General features: G+C 68.7%; 15 protein-coding genes. 14 read left to right on the top strand and 1 reads right to left on the bottom strand.

The features are described 5' to 3' along the window. Positions 1–24: 24 nt before the first annotated feature. The 11 genes from mraY (at position 25) to lpxC (ending at position 14,181) form a co-directional block, all read left to right on the top strand. On the top strand, positions 25–1,107 hold the full coding sequence (gene mraY / locus RRU_RS04975) for a phospho-N-acetylmuramoyl-pentapeptide-transferase (RefSeq protein WP_011388708.1): 1,083 nt from the start codon (positions 25–27) through the stop codon (positions 1,105–1,107). Positions 1,108–1,117: 10 nt separating this feature from the next. Beyond that, positions 1,118–2,551, top strand: a complete 1,434-nt coding sequence (gene murD / locus RRU_RS04970; protein WP_011388707.1) for a UDP-N-acetylmuramoyl-L-alanine--D-glutamate ligase — start codon at positions 1,118–1,120, stop codon at positions 2,549–2,551. Then, positions 2,548–3,726, top strand: a complete 1,179-nt coding sequence (locus RRU_RS04965) for an FtsW/RodA/SpoVE family cell cycle protein (RefSeq protein WP_011388706.1) — start codon at positions 2,548–2,550, stop codon at positions 3,724–3,726. Before murD ends, RRU_RS04965 begins: the two co-directional genes overlap by 4 nt. Beyond that, entirely contained in the window at positions 3,726–4,889 is a 1,164-nt protein-coding gene (murG, locus tag RRU_RS04960) for an undecaprenyldiphospho-muramoylpentapeptide beta-N-acetylglucosaminyltransferase (protein WP_011388705.1), read from the top strand. The genes RRU_RS04965 and murG overlap by 1 nt, the downstream gene beginning before the upstream one ends. Then, complete coding sequence (gene murC / locus RRU_RS04955) at positions 4,886–6,331, top strand: UDP-N-acetylmuramate--L-alanine ligase (RefSeq protein ID WP_011388704.1); 1,446 nt, start codon at positions 4,886–4,888, stop codon at positions 6,329–6,331. Before murG ends, murC begins: the two co-directional genes overlap by 4 nt. Further along, complete coding sequence (gene murB / locus RRU_RS04950; protein WP_011388703.1) at positions 6,328–7,287, top strand: UDP-N-acetylmuramate dehydrogenase; 960 nt, start codon at positions 6,328–6,330, stop codon at positions 7,285–7,287. The genes murC and murB overlap by 4 nt, the downstream gene beginning before the upstream one ends. Beyond that, complete coding sequence (locus RRU_RS04945; RefSeq protein ID WP_011388702.1) at positions 7,284–8,192, top strand: D-alanine--D-alanine ligase; 909 nt, start codon at positions 7,284–7,286, stop codon at positions 8,190–8,192. The genes murB and RRU_RS04945 overlap by 4 nt, the downstream gene beginning before the upstream one ends. Then, the gene (locus tag RRU_RS04940; RefSeq protein ID WP_011388701.1) at positions 8,180–9,175 is read left to right on the top strand and encodes a cell division protein FtsQ/DivIB; all 996 of its coding nucleotides are present in this window, start codon (positions 8,180–8,182) and stop codon (positions 9,173–9,175) included. Before RRU_RS04945 ends, RRU_RS04940 begins: the two co-directional genes overlap by 13 nt. Continuing rightward, on the top strand, positions 9,168–10,490 hold the full coding sequence (gene ftsA, locus RRU_RS04935; protein ID WP_011388700.1) for a cell division protein FtsA: 1,323 nt from the start codon (positions 9,168–9,170) through the stop codon (positions 10,488–10,490). Before RRU_RS04940 ends, ftsA begins: the two co-directional genes overlap by 8 nt. Positions 10,491–10,634: 144 nt before the next feature. Beyond that, positions 10,635–12,632, top strand: coding sequence for a cell division protein FtsZ (gene ftsZ / locus RRU_RS04930; protein WP_011388699.1), 1,998 nt, complete (start codon positions 10,635–10,637; stop codon positions 12,630–12,632). A 505-nt stretch (positions 12,633–13,137) separates the two neighbouring features. Continuing rightward, the gene (gene lpxC / locus RRU_RS04925; protein WP_011388698.1) at positions 13,138–14,181 is read left to right on the top strand and encodes a UDP-3-O-acyl-N-acetylglucosamine deacetylase; all 1,044 of its coding nucleotides are present in this window, start codon (positions 13,138–13,140) and stop codon (positions 14,179–14,181) included. A 107-nt stretch (positions 14,182–14,288) separates the two neighbouring features. Here lpxC and rnk read toward each other — a convergent pair whose 3' ends face one another. Further along, complete coding sequence (gene rnk / locus RRU_RS04920; protein WP_011388697.1) at positions 14,289–14,699, bottom strand: nucleoside diphosphate kinase regulator; 411 nt, start codon at positions 14,697–14,699, stop codon at positions 14,289–14,291. 347 nt (positions 14,700–15,046) lie between these two features. Between rnk and RRU_RS04915 the strand changes: the two genes are divergently transcribed. Genes RRU_RS04915 through ligA form a run of 3 tightly spaced genes read left to right on the top strand, consistent with a single transcriptional unit; the run spans position 15,047 to position 19,811 of the window. Beyond that, complete coding sequence (locus RRU_RS04915; RefSeq protein WP_011388696.1) at positions 15,047–15,925, top strand: outer membrane protein assembly factor BamD; 879 nt, start codon at positions 15,047–15,049, stop codon at positions 15,923–15,925. Between the two features lie 13 nt (positions 15,926–15,938). Then, positions 15,939–17,672 carry a DNA repair protein RecN gene (recN, locus tag RRU_RS04910; RefSeq protein ID WP_011388695.1) on the top strand — a complete coding sequence of 578 codons (1,734 nt, stop codon included), beginning with the start codon at positions 15,939–15,941 and terminating at the stop codon, positions 17,670–17,672. Positions 17,673–17,714: 42 nt separating this feature from the next. Continuing rightward, a complete protein-coding gene (gene ligA, locus RRU_RS04905) occupies positions 17,715–19,811 on the top strand; it encodes an NAD-dependent DNA ligase LigA (RefSeq protein ID WP_011388694.1) in 2,097 nt (698 codons plus the stop codon). Positions 19,812–19,962: the final 151 nt, after the last annotated feature.

Raw genomic sequence — 19,962 nt, 5'->3', positions numbered from 1 at the left:
TGCTGGGAAGCGGAACACCAGGGAATGCTGTACTTCCTGTCCGAACTCACCGCGCAAGTGAGCGCGCTCAACGTCTTCCGGTACCTGACCTTCCGGACGGGCGGCGCGGTGATGACGGCTATGCTCGTCGCCTTCGTCTTTGGCCCCGGCATCATCGAGTGGCTCAAACGCAAGCAAGGCGAAGGCCAGCCGATCCGCAGCGACGGACCGGAAAGCCACCTGACCAAGAAGGGCACGCCGACGATGGGCGGCATCATGATCCTTCTGGGCGTCGGCGTCGCCACCTTGCTGTGGGCCGATCTGTCAAAGGGCTATGTCTGGGCGGTCTTGCTGCTCACCCTGGGCTATGGGGCCATCGGCTTCGCCGATGACTATCTGAAGCTGACCAAGCGCAACACCAAAGGTCTGTCGGGCCGGCTCAAGCTGGTCGCCCAGGTCGGCATGGCGGTGATCGCCGGGCTGTGGATCATGCTGCTCGGCCAGGGCGATCAGGCGAGCAGCCTCGCCCTGCCGTTCTTCAAGGATCTGACCTTCAATCTCGGCTGGTTCTACCTGCCCTTCGCCGCCTTCGTCATGGTCGGCGCCTCCAACGCCGTCAATCTGACCGACGGCCTGGACGGGTTGGCGATCGTGCCGGTGATGATCGCCGCCGGGGTGTTCATGCTGATCGCCTATCTGGTCGGCAACATCATCTTTTCGAACTATCTGCAGATCCAGCATGTGCCGGGCACCGGCGAGCTGGCGGTGTTCTGCGGGGCGATCGTCGGCGCCGCCGTCGGCTTCCTGTGGTTCAACGCCCCGCCGGCCATGGTGTTCATGGGCGATACCGGCTCGCTGGCCCTGGGCGGAGCCCTGGGCGCCGTCTCGGTGGTGACCAAGCATGAGATCGTGCTGGCCATCGTTGGCGGGCTGTTCGTTCTGGAAACCGTTTCGGTGATCGTCCAGGTCGCCTCGTTCAAGCTGACGGGCAAGCGGGTCTTCCGCATGGCGCCGCTGCACCATCATTTCGAAAAGAAGGGCTGGGCCGAGCCCACGGTGGTGATCCGGTTCTGGATCATCGCCATGATCCTGGCCATCGTCGGCCTTTCCACCTTGAAGCTGCGTTAGGAGAAAAGGGGTGGCGAAGCTAATCCCCCTTTACCAGTACGCCGGACAGGACCTGGGCATCATGGGCCTGGGCAAATCGGGAATGGCCACGGCGCGGGCGCTGGCGGGCACGGGAACGCGCGTCCACGCCTGGGACGACAGCCCGATCCTGCGTGACGCCGCCCGCGCCGAGTCCGTTCCGCTGTGCGACCTCACCGACCAGACCAGCCGCACGTCCCCCTGGCCGGCGCTGCAGGGCGTGGTGTGGAGCCCGGGCATTCCCCACACCTTCCCCCAGCCCCATCCGGTGGCGGTGATCGCCCACGAGCGCGGCGTGCCGCTGTTTTGCGACATCGACCTGCTGGCCCGCGCCCGCCAGGACTGCTTCTTCCTGGGCATCACCGGCACCAACGGCAAATCGACGACCACGGCGCTGATCGGCCATATCCTGAAGGCGGCCCGCCACCCGGTGCAGGTCGGCGGCAATCTCGGCACCCCGGCGCTGTCGTTCGAGCCCCTGCCCTTCCATGGCACCTATGTGCTGGAGCTGTCGTCCTATCAGCTCGAACTGGTGCCCTCGCTGTGCTGCGACGTGGCGGTGCTGCTCAACATCACCCCCGATCATCTGGCCCGCCATGGCGGCATGGACGGCTATATCGCCGCCAAGCGTCAGATCTTCCGCTGCGGTCCGCGCCCGGGCGTCGCCGTCGTCTGCATCGACGACGAGCCGTCGCTGGCCATCCATGACGCGCTGTGCCGCGAGAACGGTCGCAAGGTGGTGGCGGTCTCCACCCGCGCCCTGCCGCGCGGCGGCGTTGGCGCCGTCGACGGCCAGTTGGTCGACGCCACCCAGGGCCGGCCGCGCGCCGTCGCCGATCTGACGACGATCGCCACCCTGCCCGGCGCCCACAACTGGCAAAACGCCGCCGCCGCCTATGCCGCCTGCCGCCAGCATGGGATCGACGCCAAGATCATCGTCGAGGCGATGGCCAGCTTCCCCGGCCTGCCCCACCGCCAGGAACTGGTGGCCGAGATCGACGGCGTGCGCTTCATCAACGACAGCAAGGCGACCAATGCCGACGCCGCCGACAAGGCGCTGCGCTGCTATGACACGGTTTATTGGATCGCCGGCGGCCAGCCCAAGGAAGGCGGCATCGTCAGCCTCGAGCCGCATTTCCACCGCATGCGCCAGGCCTATCTGATCGGTCAGGCCGCCCCGGCCTTTGAGCGCACCCTGAAGGGCAAGGTTCCCCTGTCCCAGGTCGGCACCCTGACCCGCGCCGTCACCGAAGCCGCCAAGGCCGCCTGGCGCGACGCCATCCCCGGCGCCGTCGTTTTGCTGTCGCCGGCCTGCGCCTCGTGGGATCAGTTCTCCAGCTTCGAGCATCGCGGCGACATCTTCCGCGAACTCGTCGCCGATCTCGCCCATACCCGGGCCGCCGCCAAGCCGGGGGGCCGCCGATGACCATGCGCGTCGTCACCGCCCCGGCCGAACCGCCCCAGGGGGCAAGCCATGTCGCCCCCTCGTTCACGCGGATGGACACCAGCGTTCTTGGGCGCTGGTGGTGGACGGTCGACCGCCCGATGCTGGGCGCCGTCGCGCTGCTGATCGCCGCCGGGGTGTTCCTGATCCTGGCCGCCGGTCCGCCGGCCGCCGGTCGGATCGGCGCGCAGACCTATCACTTCGTCCAGCGCCAGTTCCTGTTCGTGCCGGTGGCCGGCGTGCTGGTGATCGCCGTTTCCCTGCTGCCGGTGCTGTGGGTGCGGCGCATCGCCGTTTTGCTGTTCGCCCTGTTCATGGTGCTTTTGCTCGGCACGCTGTTTGTCAGCAGCGACATCAAGGGCGCCTCGCGCTGGATCGCCATCGGTCCCTTCGCCCTGCAGCCCTCGGAATTCGTCAAGCCGACCTTCGCCGTGGTCACCGCCTGGATGTTCGCCTCGGCCCGCACCCAGGACCGTTTCCCCGGCAATCTGATCGCCATGCTTCTGATGGCGGTGGTCGGCGCCCTGCTCGTTGCCCAGCCCGATTTCGGCATGACCATGGTCGTCGCCTGCGTCTGGGGAACCCAGTTCTTCCTGGCCGGGCTGTCGCTGGTCTGGGTGGTGCTGTTGGCCGCCGTCGGCATGATCGGCGCCGTCATCGCCTATTTCGCCCTGCCCCATGTGCAAAGCCGCGTCGATCGCTTCCTTGATCCGGCCAGCGGCGACCAGTATCAGATCCGCCAGTCGATGAAGGCCTTCATGGAGGGCGGGTTGTTCGGGCGCGGGCCCGGCGAAGGCCGGGTGAAGGAATTCCTCCCCGACGCCCATACCGACTTCATCTTCGCCGTGGCCGGCGAGGAGTTCGGGCTGTTTTTGTGCCTGACCATCGTCGCCCTCTTCGCCTTTCTCATCATCCGCTCGGCCATCCGCCTGCGCCGCGAACAGAACCTGTTCGTGCTGATCGCCGCCGGCGGCCTGCTGACCCAGCTTGGCTTGCAAGCCTTGATCAACATGGCCTCCAGTCTCAGCCTGATCCCGACCAAGGGCATGACCTTGCCGTTCATCAGCTATGGCGGGTCGTCGCTGCTGTCGACCGCCGTGGCGATGGGCATGGTTCTGGCCCTGACCCGGCGGCGAGCCCATGGGGAGCGCACGTGATGAACGCCTCGATGCCCCGCGACGGCGCCCTGCTGGTCAATGCGCCGCTCCATATCGCCCTGGCGGCCGGCGGAACCGGCGGCCATGTCTTCCCGGCCGAGGCCCTGGCCGGGGAATTGATCCGCCGCGGCCATAAGCTGACGCTGATCACCGACAAGCGCGGCCATGTCTATGGCGGCACCCTGGGTCTGCTCGACACCAAGCGCATCCTGGCCGGTGGCGTCGCCGGGCGGGGCGTGATCGGCCGCCTGCGCGGCATGATCGAACTGGCGATGGGCAGCCTTCAAGCCTATGGCCTGCTGCGCCGGCTGCGCCCCGATGTCGTCGTCGGCTTTGGCGGCTATGCCTCGGTGCCGACCATGCTGGCGGCGATCCGCCTGAAACTGCCCACCGTCGTCCACGAGCAAAACGCCGTGCCCGGCCGGGCCAACCGCCTGCTCGCCGCCCGCGTCAGCCGCTATGCGGTGTCCTTCGCCCGGGCCGAGCGGCCGCGCGGCGCCCGGCCGGTGGTCGTCGGCATGCCGGTGCGGCCCTCGGTTCTGGCCTTGCGCGGCGAAGGCTATGACGCGCCGCGCCCGGGCCTGGACTTCCGCCTGCTGATCACCGGCGGCAGCCAGGGCGCCCGGGTCTTCGCCACCCTGGTTCCCCAGGCCCTGGCCCTGTTGTCGCCCGCCCACCGCGCCCGGTTGCGCGTGACCCAGCAATGCCGGCCCGAGGACATCGAGGCGGTGCGCGCGACCTATGAGGCGCAAGGCATCGACGCCCTGCTCTCGGCCTTCTTCTCCGATCTGCCCGAACGCCTGCGCGACGCCCATCTGGTGATTTGCCGCTCGGGCGCCTCGACGGTCGGCGAACTGGCCGCCCTGGGACGCCCGGCGATCCTGGTGCCCTTTCCCCATGCCATCGACGACCACCAGACCGCCAATGCCCGCGGCCTGGACGAGGTTGGCGGCGGCTGGCTGATGCCCCAAGCGGCCCTGACCCCGCAAGCCCTGGCCGAACGCCTGGGCGAATTGATGGACGATCCCGACGTGCTGGTCCGCGCCGCGCAGTGCGCCCGGGGCGCGGGCGTGCCCGATGCCGCGGTGCGGCTGGCCGATCTGGTGAGCGCGACCGCAGACCATCGGGTGCCCGAGATGCCCCCCAAGGAGATTTCCGCATGAGAGCCCTGCCCCTCGATATCGGCCCCTTGCACTTCGTGGGCATCGGCGGCATCGGCATGAGCGGCATCGCCGAGGTCCTGCATAACCTGGGCTACCGGGTTCAGGGCAGCGACCTGTCCGACAACGCCAACGTCAAGCGCCTGCGTGACCTGGGCATTCCCATCGCCATCGGCCATAAGGCCGCCAATCTGGGCGATGCCCAGGTGGTGGTCATCTCCTCGGCGGTCAAAGCCAGCAATCCCGAGGTCATGGACGCCCGCGCCCGCTTCCTGCCGGTGGTCCGCCGAGCCGAGATGCTGGGCGAGTTGATGCGCCTGAAATGGTCGATCGCCGTGGCCGGCACCCACGGCAAGACCACCACCACCTCGCTGGTCGCCCAGTTGCTCGACGCCGCCGGCCTCGATCCGACGGTGATCAACGGCGGCATCCTCAACGCGCGCGGCACCAACGCCTATCTCGGCACCGGCGAATGGATGGTGGTCGAGGCCGACGAGAGCGACGGCACCTTCACCAAGCTGCCGGCGACGATCTCGCTGGTGACCAACATCGACCCCGAGCACCTGGATTTCTACGGCACCTTCGACAAGGTGCGCGAGGCCTTCCGCGCCTTCATCCACAATCTGCCCTTCTATGGCTTCGCCTGCATGTGCATCGACCATCCCGAGGTGCAGGCGATGATCCCCCAGCTTCAGGACCGCAAGATCATCACCTATGGCCTGTCGCCCCAGGCCGATATTCGCGGCGCCAATGTGACCCTGGGGCCGCGCGGCGCCCGCTTCGACGTGATCTTGACTGACCGCGCCGGCGGCGGCAGCCGGACCATCGAAGGCATCCGCCTGCCGATGTATGGCCGCCACAACGTTCTGAACGCGCTGGGCGCCATCGGCATCGCCGCCGAGATGGGCATCGACGACGCGGTGATCCGCGATGGCCTGTATCACTTCGAAGGGGTCAAGCGCCGCTTCACCCGCACCGGCGATGCCGGCGGGGTGACGGTGATCGATGATTACGGCCACCACCCCGTCGAGATCGCCGCCGTTCTCAAGGCGGCGCGCGACGCCACCGAGCGCGAGGTCATCGCCGTCGTCCAGCCCCACCGCTACAGCCGCCTCAACAGCCTGTTCGAGGATTTCTGCACCTGCTTCAACGATGCCGATCAGGTGGTGGTCGCCGATGTCTATGCCGCCGGCGAGCAACCAATCCCCGGGGCGAGCAAGGAGGCCCTGGCCGAGGGCCTGAAGGTCCACGGCCACAAGAGCGTCCATGTGCTGACCAACGAACAGGCCCTGCCCGAATTGATCGCCCGCATCGCCAAGCCCGGCGATCTGGTGGTCTGCCTGGGGGCGGGCAGCATTTCCACCTGGGCCAACGCCCTGCCCAAGCAGCTTGAGGCGGTTCAGGGCAGGCGCCGTCAGACCACCCTGGCCGGGGGGGCGCCATGATCGCCCTGCGCGCGCCAACCCCGCTGATCGACCGACTGCCCGCCGTGCGCGGACGGCTGAGCGCCGATGTCGCCCTCGCCCCCGTCACCTGGTTTCGCGTCGGCGGTCCGGCCGAGGCGATGTTCAAGCCGGCCGACGCCCAGGATCTGGCCGATTTCCTGGCCGGCCGCCCCCGCGATGTCGCGGTGCGAGTGATCGGCGTCGCCTCGAACCTGTTGGTGCGCGACGGCGGGGTGCCGGGCGTGGTCATCCGCCTGGGCCGGGCCTTCACCGGGGTCGAGGTCGTCGGCGAAACCCTGGTCTGCGGCGCCTCGGCCCTCGACGCCACGGTCGCCAAGGTCGCCGAGGCCGCCGGTCTGGCCGGGCTGGAATTCCTCTCGGGGATTCCGGGAACCCTGGGCGGGGCCCTGCGCATGAACGCCGGCGCCCACTTGCGCGAGATGGCCGATATCGTCGTTTTGGCCACCGCCGTCGATGGCCTTGGCCAGAGCCACACCCTGACCCCGGCCCAGATGGGATTTTCCTATCGCGCCTGCGCCCTTCCCGAGGACTGGATCTTCACCGGCTGCGTCCTGGCCGGCCGGCCCGATGAGCGGGGCGCCATCGCCGCCCGCATGGAGGCCCTGCGCCAAGCCCGCGAGGCCAGCCAGCCGCTGCGGGCGCGCACCGGCGGATCGACCTTCGCCAATCCCGACCCCGACTTGTCGGGGGGACGGCGGGCCTGGGAGTTGATCGACGCCGCCGGTTGCCGGGGCCTGCGGCTGGGCGGCGCCCAGGTCAGCGAAAAGCACTGCAATTTCCTGATCAACACCGGCGAGGCGACGGCGGCGGATCTGGAAGCCCTGGGCGAGACCGTGCGGCGCCGGGTCATGGACACCTCGGGGGTCGCCCTGCGGTGGGAAATCAAGCGAATCGGGATCGGTCTTGACGGCCTTTCCGCGGGAGAAAACGGATGAGTAAGCGCGTGACCGTTCTGATGGGCGGCTTTTCGACCGAGCGTGCGGTGTCGCTAAACAGCGGCGCGGCGGCCGGCGAGGCCTTGCGTCAGGCCGGCTACGCCGTGACCTTGCTCGATGTCGGCCGCGATGTCGCCGCCTTCATCGCCGCCCTCACCCAAACCCGCCCGGATGTGGTGTTCAACGCCCTCCACGGCCGTTTCGGCGAGGACGGCGCCATCCAGGGCATCCTTGACATCATGGCCCTGCCCTATACCCATTCGGGCCGGCTGGCCAGCGCCATCGCCATGGACAAGCCCAGCGCCAAGCTGGTGTTCGAGCGCTTCGCCATCCCCGTCGCCCCCCATGTCGTCGCCGACCGCGCCAGCGTTCTGGCCGAAACCGCCATGGCCCGCCCCTATGTGGTCAAGCCCCTTGATCAGGGGTCGAGCGTCGGGGTGACCATCGTCACCAGCGAAACCAATGATCTGCCGTTTTCGCGCGACGACTGGCCCTATGGCCGTCAGGTGATGGTCGAACGCTTCATCCCCGGCCGCGAACTGACCGTCGGCGTCATGGGCGACAAGGCCCTGGGCGTCACCGAGATCGTCACCGACCACCGCTTCTACGACTACGACGCCAAATACGCCCAGGGCGGTTCGCGCCATATCGTGCCCGCCCCGGTCGCCCCCGAGGTCTTCGCCCAGGCGCAAGAGCTTTCGGTGCTGGCCCATCAGGCCCTGGGATGCCGGGGCGTCAGCCGCGCCGACCTGCGCTTCGACGGCGAAACCTTGTACATGCTCGAGGTCAATACCCAGCCGGGGATGACGGACACCTCGTTGGTCCCCGAGCAGGCCCTTCATGCCGGCATCTCCTTTCCCGATCTGGTCACCTGGCTCGTGGAGACCGCCCAATGCGACGCGTGAGCCAACCACCGCCCCGTCCGCGCCACCGCCGCCGCAGAAGACGCGATGTCCTGCCCTCGCTGCCGCGCGCCAGCATGGTCTTCCTGATCGCCGGCGGCGTCGGCATGGCCTATCTGGCCGCGCGCACCCCGGCCCTGGCCGGGCTGATCGGCCTTGCCCCGCCGCCGGCCCTCGGCGCGCCCGGATCGAGCGTCCCTCCGGCCGGCGCCCGCGATGCCGGCGAAGGCTGGGGCCTGGGCGAAACCGCCCGGGTGCTGACCCGCCAGGGGCTGGTGCTGCGTCAGGTGACCGTCACCGGCCGCGATCTGACGGCCGGCCGCGATATCCTGGGCGCCATCGGCGTTCCCCAGGGCGGCCCCTTGCTGGCGATCGACCCCGAGACGGTGCGCACCCGCCTGGAGGCCCTGCCCTGGGTGGCCAGCGCCCGGGTCGAGCGCCGCCTGCCCGATCAGGTGCATGTGGCGATCACCGAGCGCGAGCCGATGGCGCTATGGCAGCACAATGGCGCCTTCGCCGTCATCGACCGCGAAGGCCGGGCGATCGCGGCCGACCCCGGCCGTTGGCGCACCCTGCCGCTGGTGGTCGGCGCCGGAGCGCCCGGGCATGCCGCCGAACTGCTCAATCTGCTGACCAGCCAGCCCGGGATCGCCGAGCGGGTGAAGGCCGCCACCCTGATCGGCGAGCGCCGCTGGACCCTGCGCCTGGACAGCATCGAAAACGGGCTGGTGGTCCGCCTGCCCGAGGAGGACCCCTCGGCCGCCCTCGACCAGCTCGTCCAGATCGACGCCCGCGATCACCTGCTGTCAAAGAACCTTTCGGTGATCGACATGCGCCTTCCCGGCCGGCTGGTCGTCCGGCTGGCCGAGGATGGGCCGGTCGATCCCGAGGCCGAGATCGCCGGCGGCAAGCCGGCGCGCGGCGCCCCCGCCGGGGGACAAAAACCCCCACCGATAGTTCGAAAGAGCGAGGGACGGGATGCCTAGAGACGCCATCAGCAAAGACACCCCCACCGCGGCCCGGACGCGGCGGAAGGATCACAGGGCGGCCCCGCCCCGACGCCAGCGCGGCGGGTTGATCACCGCCCTTGACGTGGGAACCACCAAGATCGCCTGCTTCATCGCCCGCGAGGAAGAGGACGGCGCGTTGCGCGTGCTCGGCGTCGGCCATCACCGGTCGCGCGGCATGCGCAACGGTCAGGTGGCCAATATGGACGAGGTCGAGCTGTCGGTTCGCGCCGCCGTCGACGCCGCCGAGCAGATGGCCAACGAGCGCATCTCCAGCGTCGTCGTCAACGTCAGCGGCGGCCAGCCCCATTCGACCCGGGTCGAGGTCGAGATGTCGATCGCCGGCCACGAGGTGCGCGGCAATGACGTGCGCCGCATCCAGGCCTATGGCCGGGGCCTGCATACCTCGGCCGACCGCGAGTTGGTCCACTGCATTCCGGTGTCCTACGCCATCGACGGCACCGAGGGCGTGCTCGACCCGCGCGGCATGTTCGGCCAGAGCCTGGGGGTGTCGATCCATCTGGTATCGGCCGCCGCCGGACCGTTGCGCAATCTGTCGACCGTTGTCGAGCGCTGCCACCTCGATATCGAGGACAAGGTGGTCAGCCCCTATGCCTCGGGTCTCGCCTGTCTGGTCGAGGACGAGAAGCAGATGGGGGTGACGGTCATCGACCTCGGCGGCGGCACCACCTCGATCGCCGTTTTCCACGAGGGCCATGTCGTCCACACCGAGATGATCCCGGTGGGCGGACTGCATGTGACCAACGATATCGCCAAGGGCTTGACGACCCCGGTCGCCAATGCCGAACGGCTCAAGACCATTCATGGCAGTTGCTCGGTCTCGCCCGCCGACACCCGCGAGATCCTGCGGGTGCCGCTGGTCGGCGAGGACGACGAGGCGACCGCCAACGAAGTGCCCCGCTCCATGTTGGTGCAGATCATCCGCCCGCGCATCGAAGAGACCTTCGAACTGGTGCGCGGCCGCCTGGAAGCCAGCGGCTTCGACAAGGTCGGCGGACGGCTGGTCGTGCTGACCGGGGGGGGAAGTCAATTGCAGGGGGTTCGCGAGCTGGCCGAGGTCATCCTCGACCGCCAGGTGCGCCCCGGTCGGCCGCAACGGATCCGGGGGCTGGCCGACAGCACCTCGGGACCGGCTTTCGCGACCTGCGCCGGGATGCTGCGCTATGCGGTTCAGCATCAGGTCGAAACCCCCGATACCGATCCGACCGCCGATGAGACGGTCGCGACAGGAGCCCTGGGCCGGTTCGCCCGCTGGTGGAAGGACAACTTCTAACGGTGGCGTCCAGGGCGCCGTAAGAGCGGTGCCGTCGATCCTCGGGAGCGGTGAGACGGTATCGATTTCGTGACTAGGGAGCATGGGCTCCTCCCCGGCTTTTCGCGCCGGAGTGAGTCCCCCAGCGATCCGGAGGCAGACCACATGGCTATCAAGATCACCCTACCCGAGGGACCGGAAACCCCTCACCTCAAGCCCCGCATCACCGTCGTCGGTGTCGGCGGAGCCGGCGGCAACGCCGTCAACAACATGATCGACGCCGAACTGGCGGGCGTTGATTTCGTCGTCGCCAATACGGACGCCCAGGCGTTGTGCCACTCGCGCACCAGCCGCCGCATCCAGCTTGGCACCGAGGCCACCCGCGGCCTGGGCGCCGGCGCCCGTCCCGAGGTGGGCCGCGTGGCCGCCGAAGAGGCGGTCGAGGCGATCGCCGGTGAACTCCAGGGCGCCAATATGGTGTTCATCACCGCCGGCATGGGCGGCGGCACGGGCACCGGCGCCGCTCCGGTGGTCGCCAGCGTCGCCCGCGAGCTGGGAATCCTCACCGTCGGCGTCGTCACCAAGCCCTTCCAGTTCGAAGGCGCCCACCGCATGCGCTTGGCCGAAGCGGGCATCGACGAGCTGGCCCAATTCGTCGATACGCTGATTATCATTCCGAATCAGAATCTATTCCGGGTGGCGAATGAAAAAACCACCTTCGCAGATGCCTTCAAATTGGCCGACGACGTGCTGTATTCGGGCGTGCGCAGCGTCACCGACCTGATGATCAATCCCGGTCTGATCAACCTGGACTTCGCCGACGTCCGCACGGTCATGCAGAACATGGGCCGGGCGATGATGGGCACCGGCGAGGCCGAGGGCGAGCGTCGGGCGCTGGAGGCCGCCGAGGCCGCCATCGCCAATCCGCTGCTCGAGGACACCTCGATGCGCGGCGCGCGCGGCGTGCTGATCAACATCACCGGCGGCACCGATGTGACCTTGTACGAGGTCGACGAGGCGGCCAACCGCATCCGCGACGAAGTGGAAAGCGACGCCCATATCATCTTCGGCTCCAGCCTGGATCCGAGCCTGGATGGCCACATCCGGGTTTCCGTCGTCGCCACCGGCATCAACGCCGAGGACGTGGCCCGGCTGAATGGCAATGACCCGGGTCAGGCGGTGCGCGCCGTGGCCGATCCCCGGCCCGAAGCCCGCATCGTTCCCGAGGTGAAGATCGCCCGCCCGGCCGAGCGCAGCCATGCCGAACGCATCGCCGCCGCGGTTGGCGCCGAGCGCGCCGGCCTGACCGCCGCCAAGGCCGCCCTGGCGGGGCGTCCGCCGCTCGCCGGTCAGCCGGCGGCGGCCTATGCCGCCGAGGGTCACGACGGCGCTCCGGCGATGGTCGGCAAATCGGCCAAGGCCGAGAAGGCGGTCCGCCTGCTCGAGTCCCTGGTTCTCGAAGCCAACGCCAAGAAGGACGCCAAGGCCGCCATCGCCGGTAGCGCGGCGCTGGCCCGCCCCGAACTCCGTCCCGAGCCGCGCCCCGAGCCCCGTCCCCCGGTCATCGCCCCCCGGGGAGCCTTGGCGCCGCGTCTCAGCCGCGACACCTTCATCCCCTCGCCGGCGATGGAAGTGAACGCCCGCGGCACCGCCGCCATGGCCGCCGCCCAGGTGCCGTCCTATGAAACCCGCTCAAGCGACCGCGATGTGTCCCGCGCCGGTCGTCTCGAGGCCCCCGAACCGGAGCATGAGCCGGCCCGTCGCCCGCTGATGAGCCGTGAGGAAGAGCCCATCGCCGCCTATCGCGACGACGACCTCGACCCGGGCGAGGTTTATGTCGATGACGTGGCCTATGATCCCCGCCCGGCCCGGGAGTTCCGTCCCGCCCTGCCGGAAGGGGCCCGCGCCGCCTATCAGGCGCAGATGCGCCGGGCGACCGAGGACCATCCCCGCGAGGAGCCGCGTGCTCCGCGCGTCGAGAAGCCCAGTCTGCTTGCCCGCATCACCGGCCTGGGTGGCCGTTCGGCGGGGCATGAGCACCGCGATGGCAATCCCTTGCTGTCGGCCAAGACGCTCTCCGCCCAGGCCGACGACCGTCCGGTCGCCTCTCAGCCCGATGACCAGTTGGAAATCCCGGCGTTTCTGCGCCGTCAAGCCAACTAATCGTCGGGGGATCCCGACCGCTTAAGGCGGCCCGGATCACCGGTCTTCGGACCGGATCGCTTCTCAAGCTCCCAGGGGGGCCCGCCACTACGGCGGGCCCCGAGAGGGGGCGCGCGGCCAAACCGCTCACCAAAAAAATACGCACGCTCTTGTACCGGCGCGCGCCCCTGGACCAGGGGCGGCGCCGCGCGCGCATGGGCGCCTTGGCGCATAGCGGCGTTCCGCCGCTTGAGAGGATAACGGCGTTCCGCCGTCTGAGAGGATAACGGCGTTCCGCCGCCTGAGAGGATAACGGCGTTCCGCCGCGTCCCAGGGATAGAGCGGCGGTCTCTGCCGCTTCGCAACATATTGCAACAATCATTGATTTGAGCCACTTGGCGCGATTGCTTACAACTTGGCGGGAAGAGAGAACGAGATCCCGGCGAGATCGGGAACCTTCCGTGGGCAGGAGCCCCCACCGCGTCGGCACCGGGTCGACGTTCCAGAGACGAAGAGGCGCACGACCATGGACGGTCTCAATTACGATATCGACACCTCCTTTGAGGACCGCTCTTCGTCCCGCAGTTCCAGCCGCGCCAAAGCCGGCCTTGGCGTGATCGCCAGCGGCATCGCCCGCCAGCACACCTTGAAAACCGCCATCAGTTGCACCGGCGTCGGCGTCCATCGCGGCCGCGAGGCCACCTTGACCCTGCGTCCGGCCCCCGTCGATACGGGCATCGTTTTCAACCGCACCGACATCCTTGATGACAACGCCGCCATCCGCGTCAGCGCCCAGGCGGTGATCGACGGCCGGCTGTGCACGACCATCGCCAACGAGGCCGGCGCCACGGTTTCCACGGTCGAGCACCTGATGGCCGCCTTCGCCGCCCAGGGCATCGACAATGTGATCGTCGATGTCAACGGCCCGGAAGTGCCGATCATGGACGGCAGCGCCGCCCCCTTCGTTTTCCTCATCGATTGCGCCGGGGTGGTCGACCAGGCGCTTCCGCGCAAGGCGATCCGCGTCCGCAAGGCGGTGACCGTGGTCGAAGGCCCGGTTCTCGCCAGCCTGATGCCGGCCGAGCGCGGCCTGTCGGTTGATTTCGAAATCGATTTCGCCGCCCGCGCCATCGGTCGCCAGGGCTGCCACGTCGATCTCACCCCCGACCTGTTCCGCGCCCATATCGCCCGCGCCCGCACCTTCGGCCTGCGCTCCGATGTCGATATGATGCGCGCCGCCGGCCTTGGCCTGGGCGGCTCGCTGGAAAACGCCGTGGTCGTCGACGACGATCTGATCCTCAACGACGAGGGCCTGCGCTACGAAGAGGAATTCGTGCGTCACAAGGCGCTGGACGCCATCGGCGATCTTTATATGGCCGGGGCGCCGATCATCGGCCGCTATCACGGCGTGCGCTCCAGCCACGCCCATAACAACAAGCTGGTCCGCGCCCTGCTGGCCGATCCGGCCAATTACAGCCTGGAAACCGTTGACGAGACCGATCTCGCCGCCCCGGGCCAGGGCCGTTTCGACGGCTGGCGCGATACCGACCGCATCGCCGCCACCGCCTGAGCCCGCCGGGCCGCCCGCCCGGTCTCTCGCCGCTCCGACCGGCCGGTTGGCCGGCCCCGGCCGGGGGCGCCAAAGCCGGACCGGCCGCCGTTCAGCACGATCACCCCTTACTCCGGCTTGCGGACGGCCAGAACGCTGAGATGGCGTTCGTCGCCATCGCGGGTAAGCCAATCGATGGACGCGCCGACCGCCAGCCCGATCAGGGCGACGCCGATCGGCGTCATGATCGAAATCTTCCCCTGATCGATATCGGCCTCGCCGGGATAGACCAAAGTCACCTTGCGCACCCGGCCGGTGCTTTCATCGCGGAAGGTCACTTCCGCTCCCAAAGTCACCACATCGGCCGGCACGCTCTCGCTGGGCAGCACGCGCGCCCGGTCGATCTCGGCCAGCAGACGGCCGGCAAGGTCGGGGGCGCCGGCCAGGGCGCGCAAGGCCAGACCCTGAAGGCGCTCGTGATCGGCATGGTCGATGACGACCGGCGGCGGAACGACGGATTGGCTGGATGATGTCGACATGGCTATCCTCCCAAAGGGCGCGACGGTGGGCGCCTTGGCGGTTACGGATCAATGAGCACGGGAAAAGACAAGCCCCGAACCGGGGAGAACGCGATCGCGCGCCTACCGGGCCCGGGGCATCAAGCCTGCGAGCAGGGGTTCCGCGCGATGGCGCAGACCTCGGCGAGGGGACGAAAGATCGATCATCGGACCACCATGAGCCCTACCCGGGACTTTGTCAAATCGCGCCCCCTTGCCCGACCGGGTCCTCCGCGTGATATAGTGCCGGCCGCCGCGCCGTTGGCGGCACCCTCTAGCCGGGTGTCCGCGATGGCGCCATCCTTCTTCCTCGCCCAGGACGGGAGCCCATGACAGCCGAACGGCCCATCCCCTTCCGGCGCGCTCCGGCCCGGTCGTCCTCGTTCCGCGCCCTGGCCGCCGCCTTTCTTATCGGTGGCGCCCTGGCGCTTTCGGCCTGCTCGAGCAAAAAAGACGAGCCCGAATACGTCGAACGCCCGGTCGAAGAGCTTTATAACGAAGCCGTCGATCTGCTCAACACCTCGAGCTACGCCCTGGCCGCCAAGGCCTTCGACGAGGTCGAGCGCCAGCATCCCTATTCGAGCTGGGCGACCAAGGCGCAGATCATGTCGGCCTATGCCCTTTACGAGAACGAGGCCTATGACGACGCCGTGGTCGCCATCAACCGCTTCATCGAACTTCATCCGGGCAACCGCGACATCGCCTATGCCTATTACCTGCGCGGCCTGTGCTACTACGAACAGATCTCCGATGTGCGCCGCGACCAGCAGATCACCCGTCAGGCCATGTCCAATCTGCGCGACGTGGTGACGCGCTTCCCCGATTCCCCCTATGCCCGCGACGCCCGTCTGAAGATCGATCTGGCCCGCGACCATATCGCCGGCAAGGAGATGAGCGTCGGACGGTTCTATCTGAAACGACAGGATTTTCTGGCGGCGCTCAACCGCTTCCGGGTGGTCGTCGAGCAATACGACCAGACCACCCATGTTCCCGAGGCGCTTTATCGCATGGTCGAAATCAACACCCTTCTTGGCCTTCCCGACGAGGCCAAGCGAGTGGCCGCCGTGCTTGGACACAACTTTCCGGGCAGCGACTGGTATGGTGACGCCTATCGCCTGATCACCGGGGAAAAGGTGCCGTCCGCCACCGAAGGCGCCGAGCCGCCGCCGTCGTCCTCGTGGACCGATTCCCTTACCGGCTGGCTCTGAACGGCACCCCGCCATGCTAAGCGCCCTGTCGATCCGTGACGTGGTTCTGATCGAAAGGCTCGACCTCGCCTTCGGTCCGGGCCTTGGCGTGTTCACCGGCGAAACCGGCGCGGGCAAATCGATCCTGCTCGACAGCCTGTCCCTGGCCCTGGGGGCGCGGGCCGACAGCGCCCTAGTGCGCAAGGGCGCCCCCCAGCTTTCCGTCAGCGCCGAATTCACCCTGGCCGCCGACCACCCGGCCCGCGCCCTGCTCGGCGCCGCCGATCTTGGCGTGGACGGGTCCGAACCCGTGGTGGTGCGCCGGGTGGTCACCGCCGATGGCCGCAGCCGCGCCTATGTCAACGATCAGCCGACCAGTGTCGGCCTGTTGCGCCAACTCGGCCAGTCGATGGTCGAAATCCACGGCCAGTTCGAAAGCCACGGCCTGCTTGATCCGGCCAGCCATCGCGGCGTGCTCGATGGCTTCGCCGGCGCCGACAGCGGCCAGCCCGCCGGCCTGCTTCCCGCCGTCGAGGCCGCCCATGCCACCTGGAAGGCGGCGGTTACGGCCCGTCGGCGCGCCGAGGCCGATCTGGCCCGCGCCCGCGCCGAAGAGGACCTGCTGCGCCATACCGGCACCGAACTCGAAGCCCTGGCGGCGCGGCCGGGCGAGGAAGAGGCCCTGGCCGAAGAACGCGCCCTGTTGATGAACGGCGAGAAGCTGGCCGAGGGCCTGAACGGCGCCCTCGGCGCGCTTAGCCAGCCGCTACCGGTGGAAACGGCGCTGCGTCACGCCATGCGTGCCCTGGAACGGGTGGCGCCGATGGCCGGCCACCGCCTTGACGGGGTGATCGAGGGGCTGGAGCGCGCCAGCGTCGAAGCCGCCGAGGCCCAGGCCCAGCTTCAGGCGGTGATCGGCGCCCTTGATATGGATCCGCGCCGCCTGGAAACCGTGGAGGAACGGCTGTTCGCCCTGCGCGGCCTCGCCCGCAAGCATGGGCTGACCGTTGACGGCCTGCCGGCCCTGCTTGAAGACATCCGCCGGCAAATCGCCACCCTGGAGGGCGACGAGGATCTGCTTGGCGGGCTGCGAAAGGCCGAGGAGAACGCCCGCGCCACTTATGTCGAAGCCGCGCGCGCCCTGTCGCGGGTCCGCCGTCAGGCCGCCGGCGCCCTCGATCGCGCCGTGGCCGCCGAACTGCCGCCGCTCAAGCTGGAGCGCGCCCGCTTCGTTACCACCTTGGAAGACCTGCCCGAGGATCAATGGGGGGCGGCCGGCCTGGACCGCGTGGCCTTCCTGGTCGCCACCAATCCGGGCGGCGATCCCGGGCCGATCCACAAGATCGCCAGCGGCGGCGAACTGGCGCGCTTCATGCTGGCGCTCAAGGTCATCCTGGCCGCCGGCGGCGATGTGCCGACGCTGATCTTCGACGAGGTCGACGCCGGCATCGGCGGCGCCACCGCCGCGGCCGTCGGCGAGCGTCTCGCCCGCCTGGGTCAGGCCGTCCAGGTGCTGGTGGTCACCCATTCGCCCCAGGTCGCGGCCATGGGCCAACGCCATTACCGGGTGTTGAAATCCGATGACGGCAAGGGCGGCTTCGGCACCGGCGTCGACGCGCTGTCGCCAGCCGAGCGCATCGAAGAGGTTGCCCGCATGCTGGCGGGCGCCCACATCACCGATCAGGCCCGCGCCGCCGCCCGCAGCCTGCTGAGCGGACCGGGTACGCGCGCCGCCAAAGCACCGCCCTCCGCCCCCCGCTCGTCCTGACCCCGCCCCCCCGTCGCCCCAGACCAAACCGGACCCCGCGCCATGATTCCCGTCGCCGATCTCACCGAGGCCGAGGCCGCCCGCGAACTCGAACGGCTTGCCGCCGAGATCGCCCGCCACGACCGGCTCTATCACCAGCAGGACGCGCCGGAAATCACCGACGGCGAGTACGACGCCCTGGTACGGCGCAATAACGAGATCGAGGCCGCCTTCCCCGAACTGGTGCGCGGCGACAGCCCCTCGGCCCATGTCGGCGCCGCTCCGGCCGAAGGCTTCGCCAAGGTCACCCACGCCCTGCCGATGCTGTCGCTGGGCAATGTGTTCAGCGACGACGAGGCCCGCGAGTTCGACCAGCGCATCCGCCGCTTCCTCAGCCTGGATGGCGAAACGACGATCAGCTATGTCGCCGAGCCCAAGATCGATGGCCTGTCGTTTTCGGCGCGCTACGAGAACGGCGTCTATCGCCGCGCCGCCACCCGGGGTGATGGCACCACCGGCGAGGACATCACCGCCAATCTGGCGACCCTGACCGATCTGCCCCAGCGCCTGACAGGCGACGGGCCTGTGCCCGAGGTGCTGGAGGTGCGCGGCGAGGTGTTCATGACCAAGGCCGATTTCCGCGCCCTCAACCAACGCCAGATCGACGCCGGCGCCAAGCCCTTCGCCAATCCGCGCAATGCGGCGGCCGGGTCGCTGCGCCAGCTTGATCCCGAAATCACCCGCTCGCGCTCGTTGAGCCTGTTCGCCTATGCCTCTGGCGAGGTCAAGGGGCTGGAGGTGGAGAGCCATCACGCCTTTCTAGAGCGCCTGAAAACCTGGGGGTTCCCGGTCAATCCCCAAACCCGCCCCTGCCAGGGGGTGGAAGACCTGATCGAAGCCACCCACGCGTTGGCTTTGCAACGGGCGGCGCTGGATTATGATATCGACGGCGTCGTCTATAAGGTCGACCGCGTCGATTGGCAAAAGCGCCTGGGCTTCGTCAGCCGCGCCCCGCGCTGGGCGATCGCCCGCAAATTCCCCGCCGAGCGCGCCCAAACCACCGTCAAGGCCATCCAGATCCAGGTCGGCCGCACCGGCACCCTGACCCCGGTCGCCATTCTTGAACCGGTCACCGTCGGCGGCGTCGTCGTTGGCCGGGCGACGCTGCATAACGAGGACGAGATCGCCCGCAAGGATGTGCGCATCGGCGATATGGTCACCATCCAGCGCGCCGGCGATGTCATTCCCCAGGTGGTCGAGGTTCTGCTCGACCAGCGTCCGGCCGATAGCGCGCCCTTTGTCTTCCCCGAGACCTGCCCGGTCTGCGGAAGCCACGCGGTGCGCCAAGAGGGCGAGGTCGCCCGGCGCTGCGCCGGCGGGCTGATCTGCTCGGCCCAGGCAGTCGAGCGCCTCAAGCATTTCGTCTCGCGCGACGCCTTCGATATCGAAGGGCTGGGCGGCAAGCATATCGAGACCTTCCATAATGAGGGCCTGATCACCCAACCGGCCGATATTTTCGCGCTGGAAGCCAAGGACAACGAACCCGGCGCCTTGCAGCACCTGCGCTCGCGCGAGGGCTGGGGGCCGAAATCGGCGGAAAACCTGTTCAAGGCGATCACCGCCCGCAAGACCATCCCCTTGGACCGTTTCATCTACGCCCTGGGCATCCGTCAGGTTGGTCAGGCCACCGCCCGCCTGCTCGCCGGTCATTACGCCAGCTTCGCCGCCTGGCGCAAGGCGATGGACGAGGCGCAAACCGAAGGCTCCGAAGCCTTCGCCGATCTTCAAAACATCGAAAGCATCGGCCCCTCGGTCGCCCGCGACCTTGTCGCCTTTTTTGGCGAAGAGCATAACCGCGCGGCCTTGGACGCCCTGATCGACGCCGGGGTCGAGGTTCTTGATTTCGCCCGCCCCCAGGCGGCCGGCGACAGCCCGCTGGCCGGCAAGACCGTGGTTTTCACCGGCACCCTTGATACCATGAGCCGGGGCGAAGCCAAGGCCCGCGCCCTGGCGCTCGGCGCCAAGGTCACCGGCTCGGTCTCGGCCAAGACCGATTACGTGGTGGTCGGAGCGGACGCCGGATCCAAGGAGAAGAAGGCCCGCGAACTCGGCCTGACCGTCCTCAGCGAGGCCGAGTTCCGGGCGATGAGCGGTGGCTGACCGGCAAGGGGCGGAGGATGTGACATCGCCTTCGCCTGTTCGCATCTTTGCGATAAAAAGACCCTACCCTTAGGTGTAAGATCACCGCCTTCGCCCGCGGGCTTCAAGCGCTCTGAAGCCGAGGGCCCGGGAGTCGCCCTCCCTGGTTGGC

Origin of the sequence: Rhodospirillum rubrum ATCC 11170 (assembly GCF_000013085.1) — a bacterium.
GTDB lineage: Bacteria > Pseudomonadota > Alphaproteobacteria > Rhodospirillales > Rhodospirillaceae > Rhodospirillum > Rhodospirillum rubrum.
The sequence above is the reverse complement of the archived record's forward strand: the minus strand, read 5'-3'. Positions and strand labels throughout refer to the sequence as shown.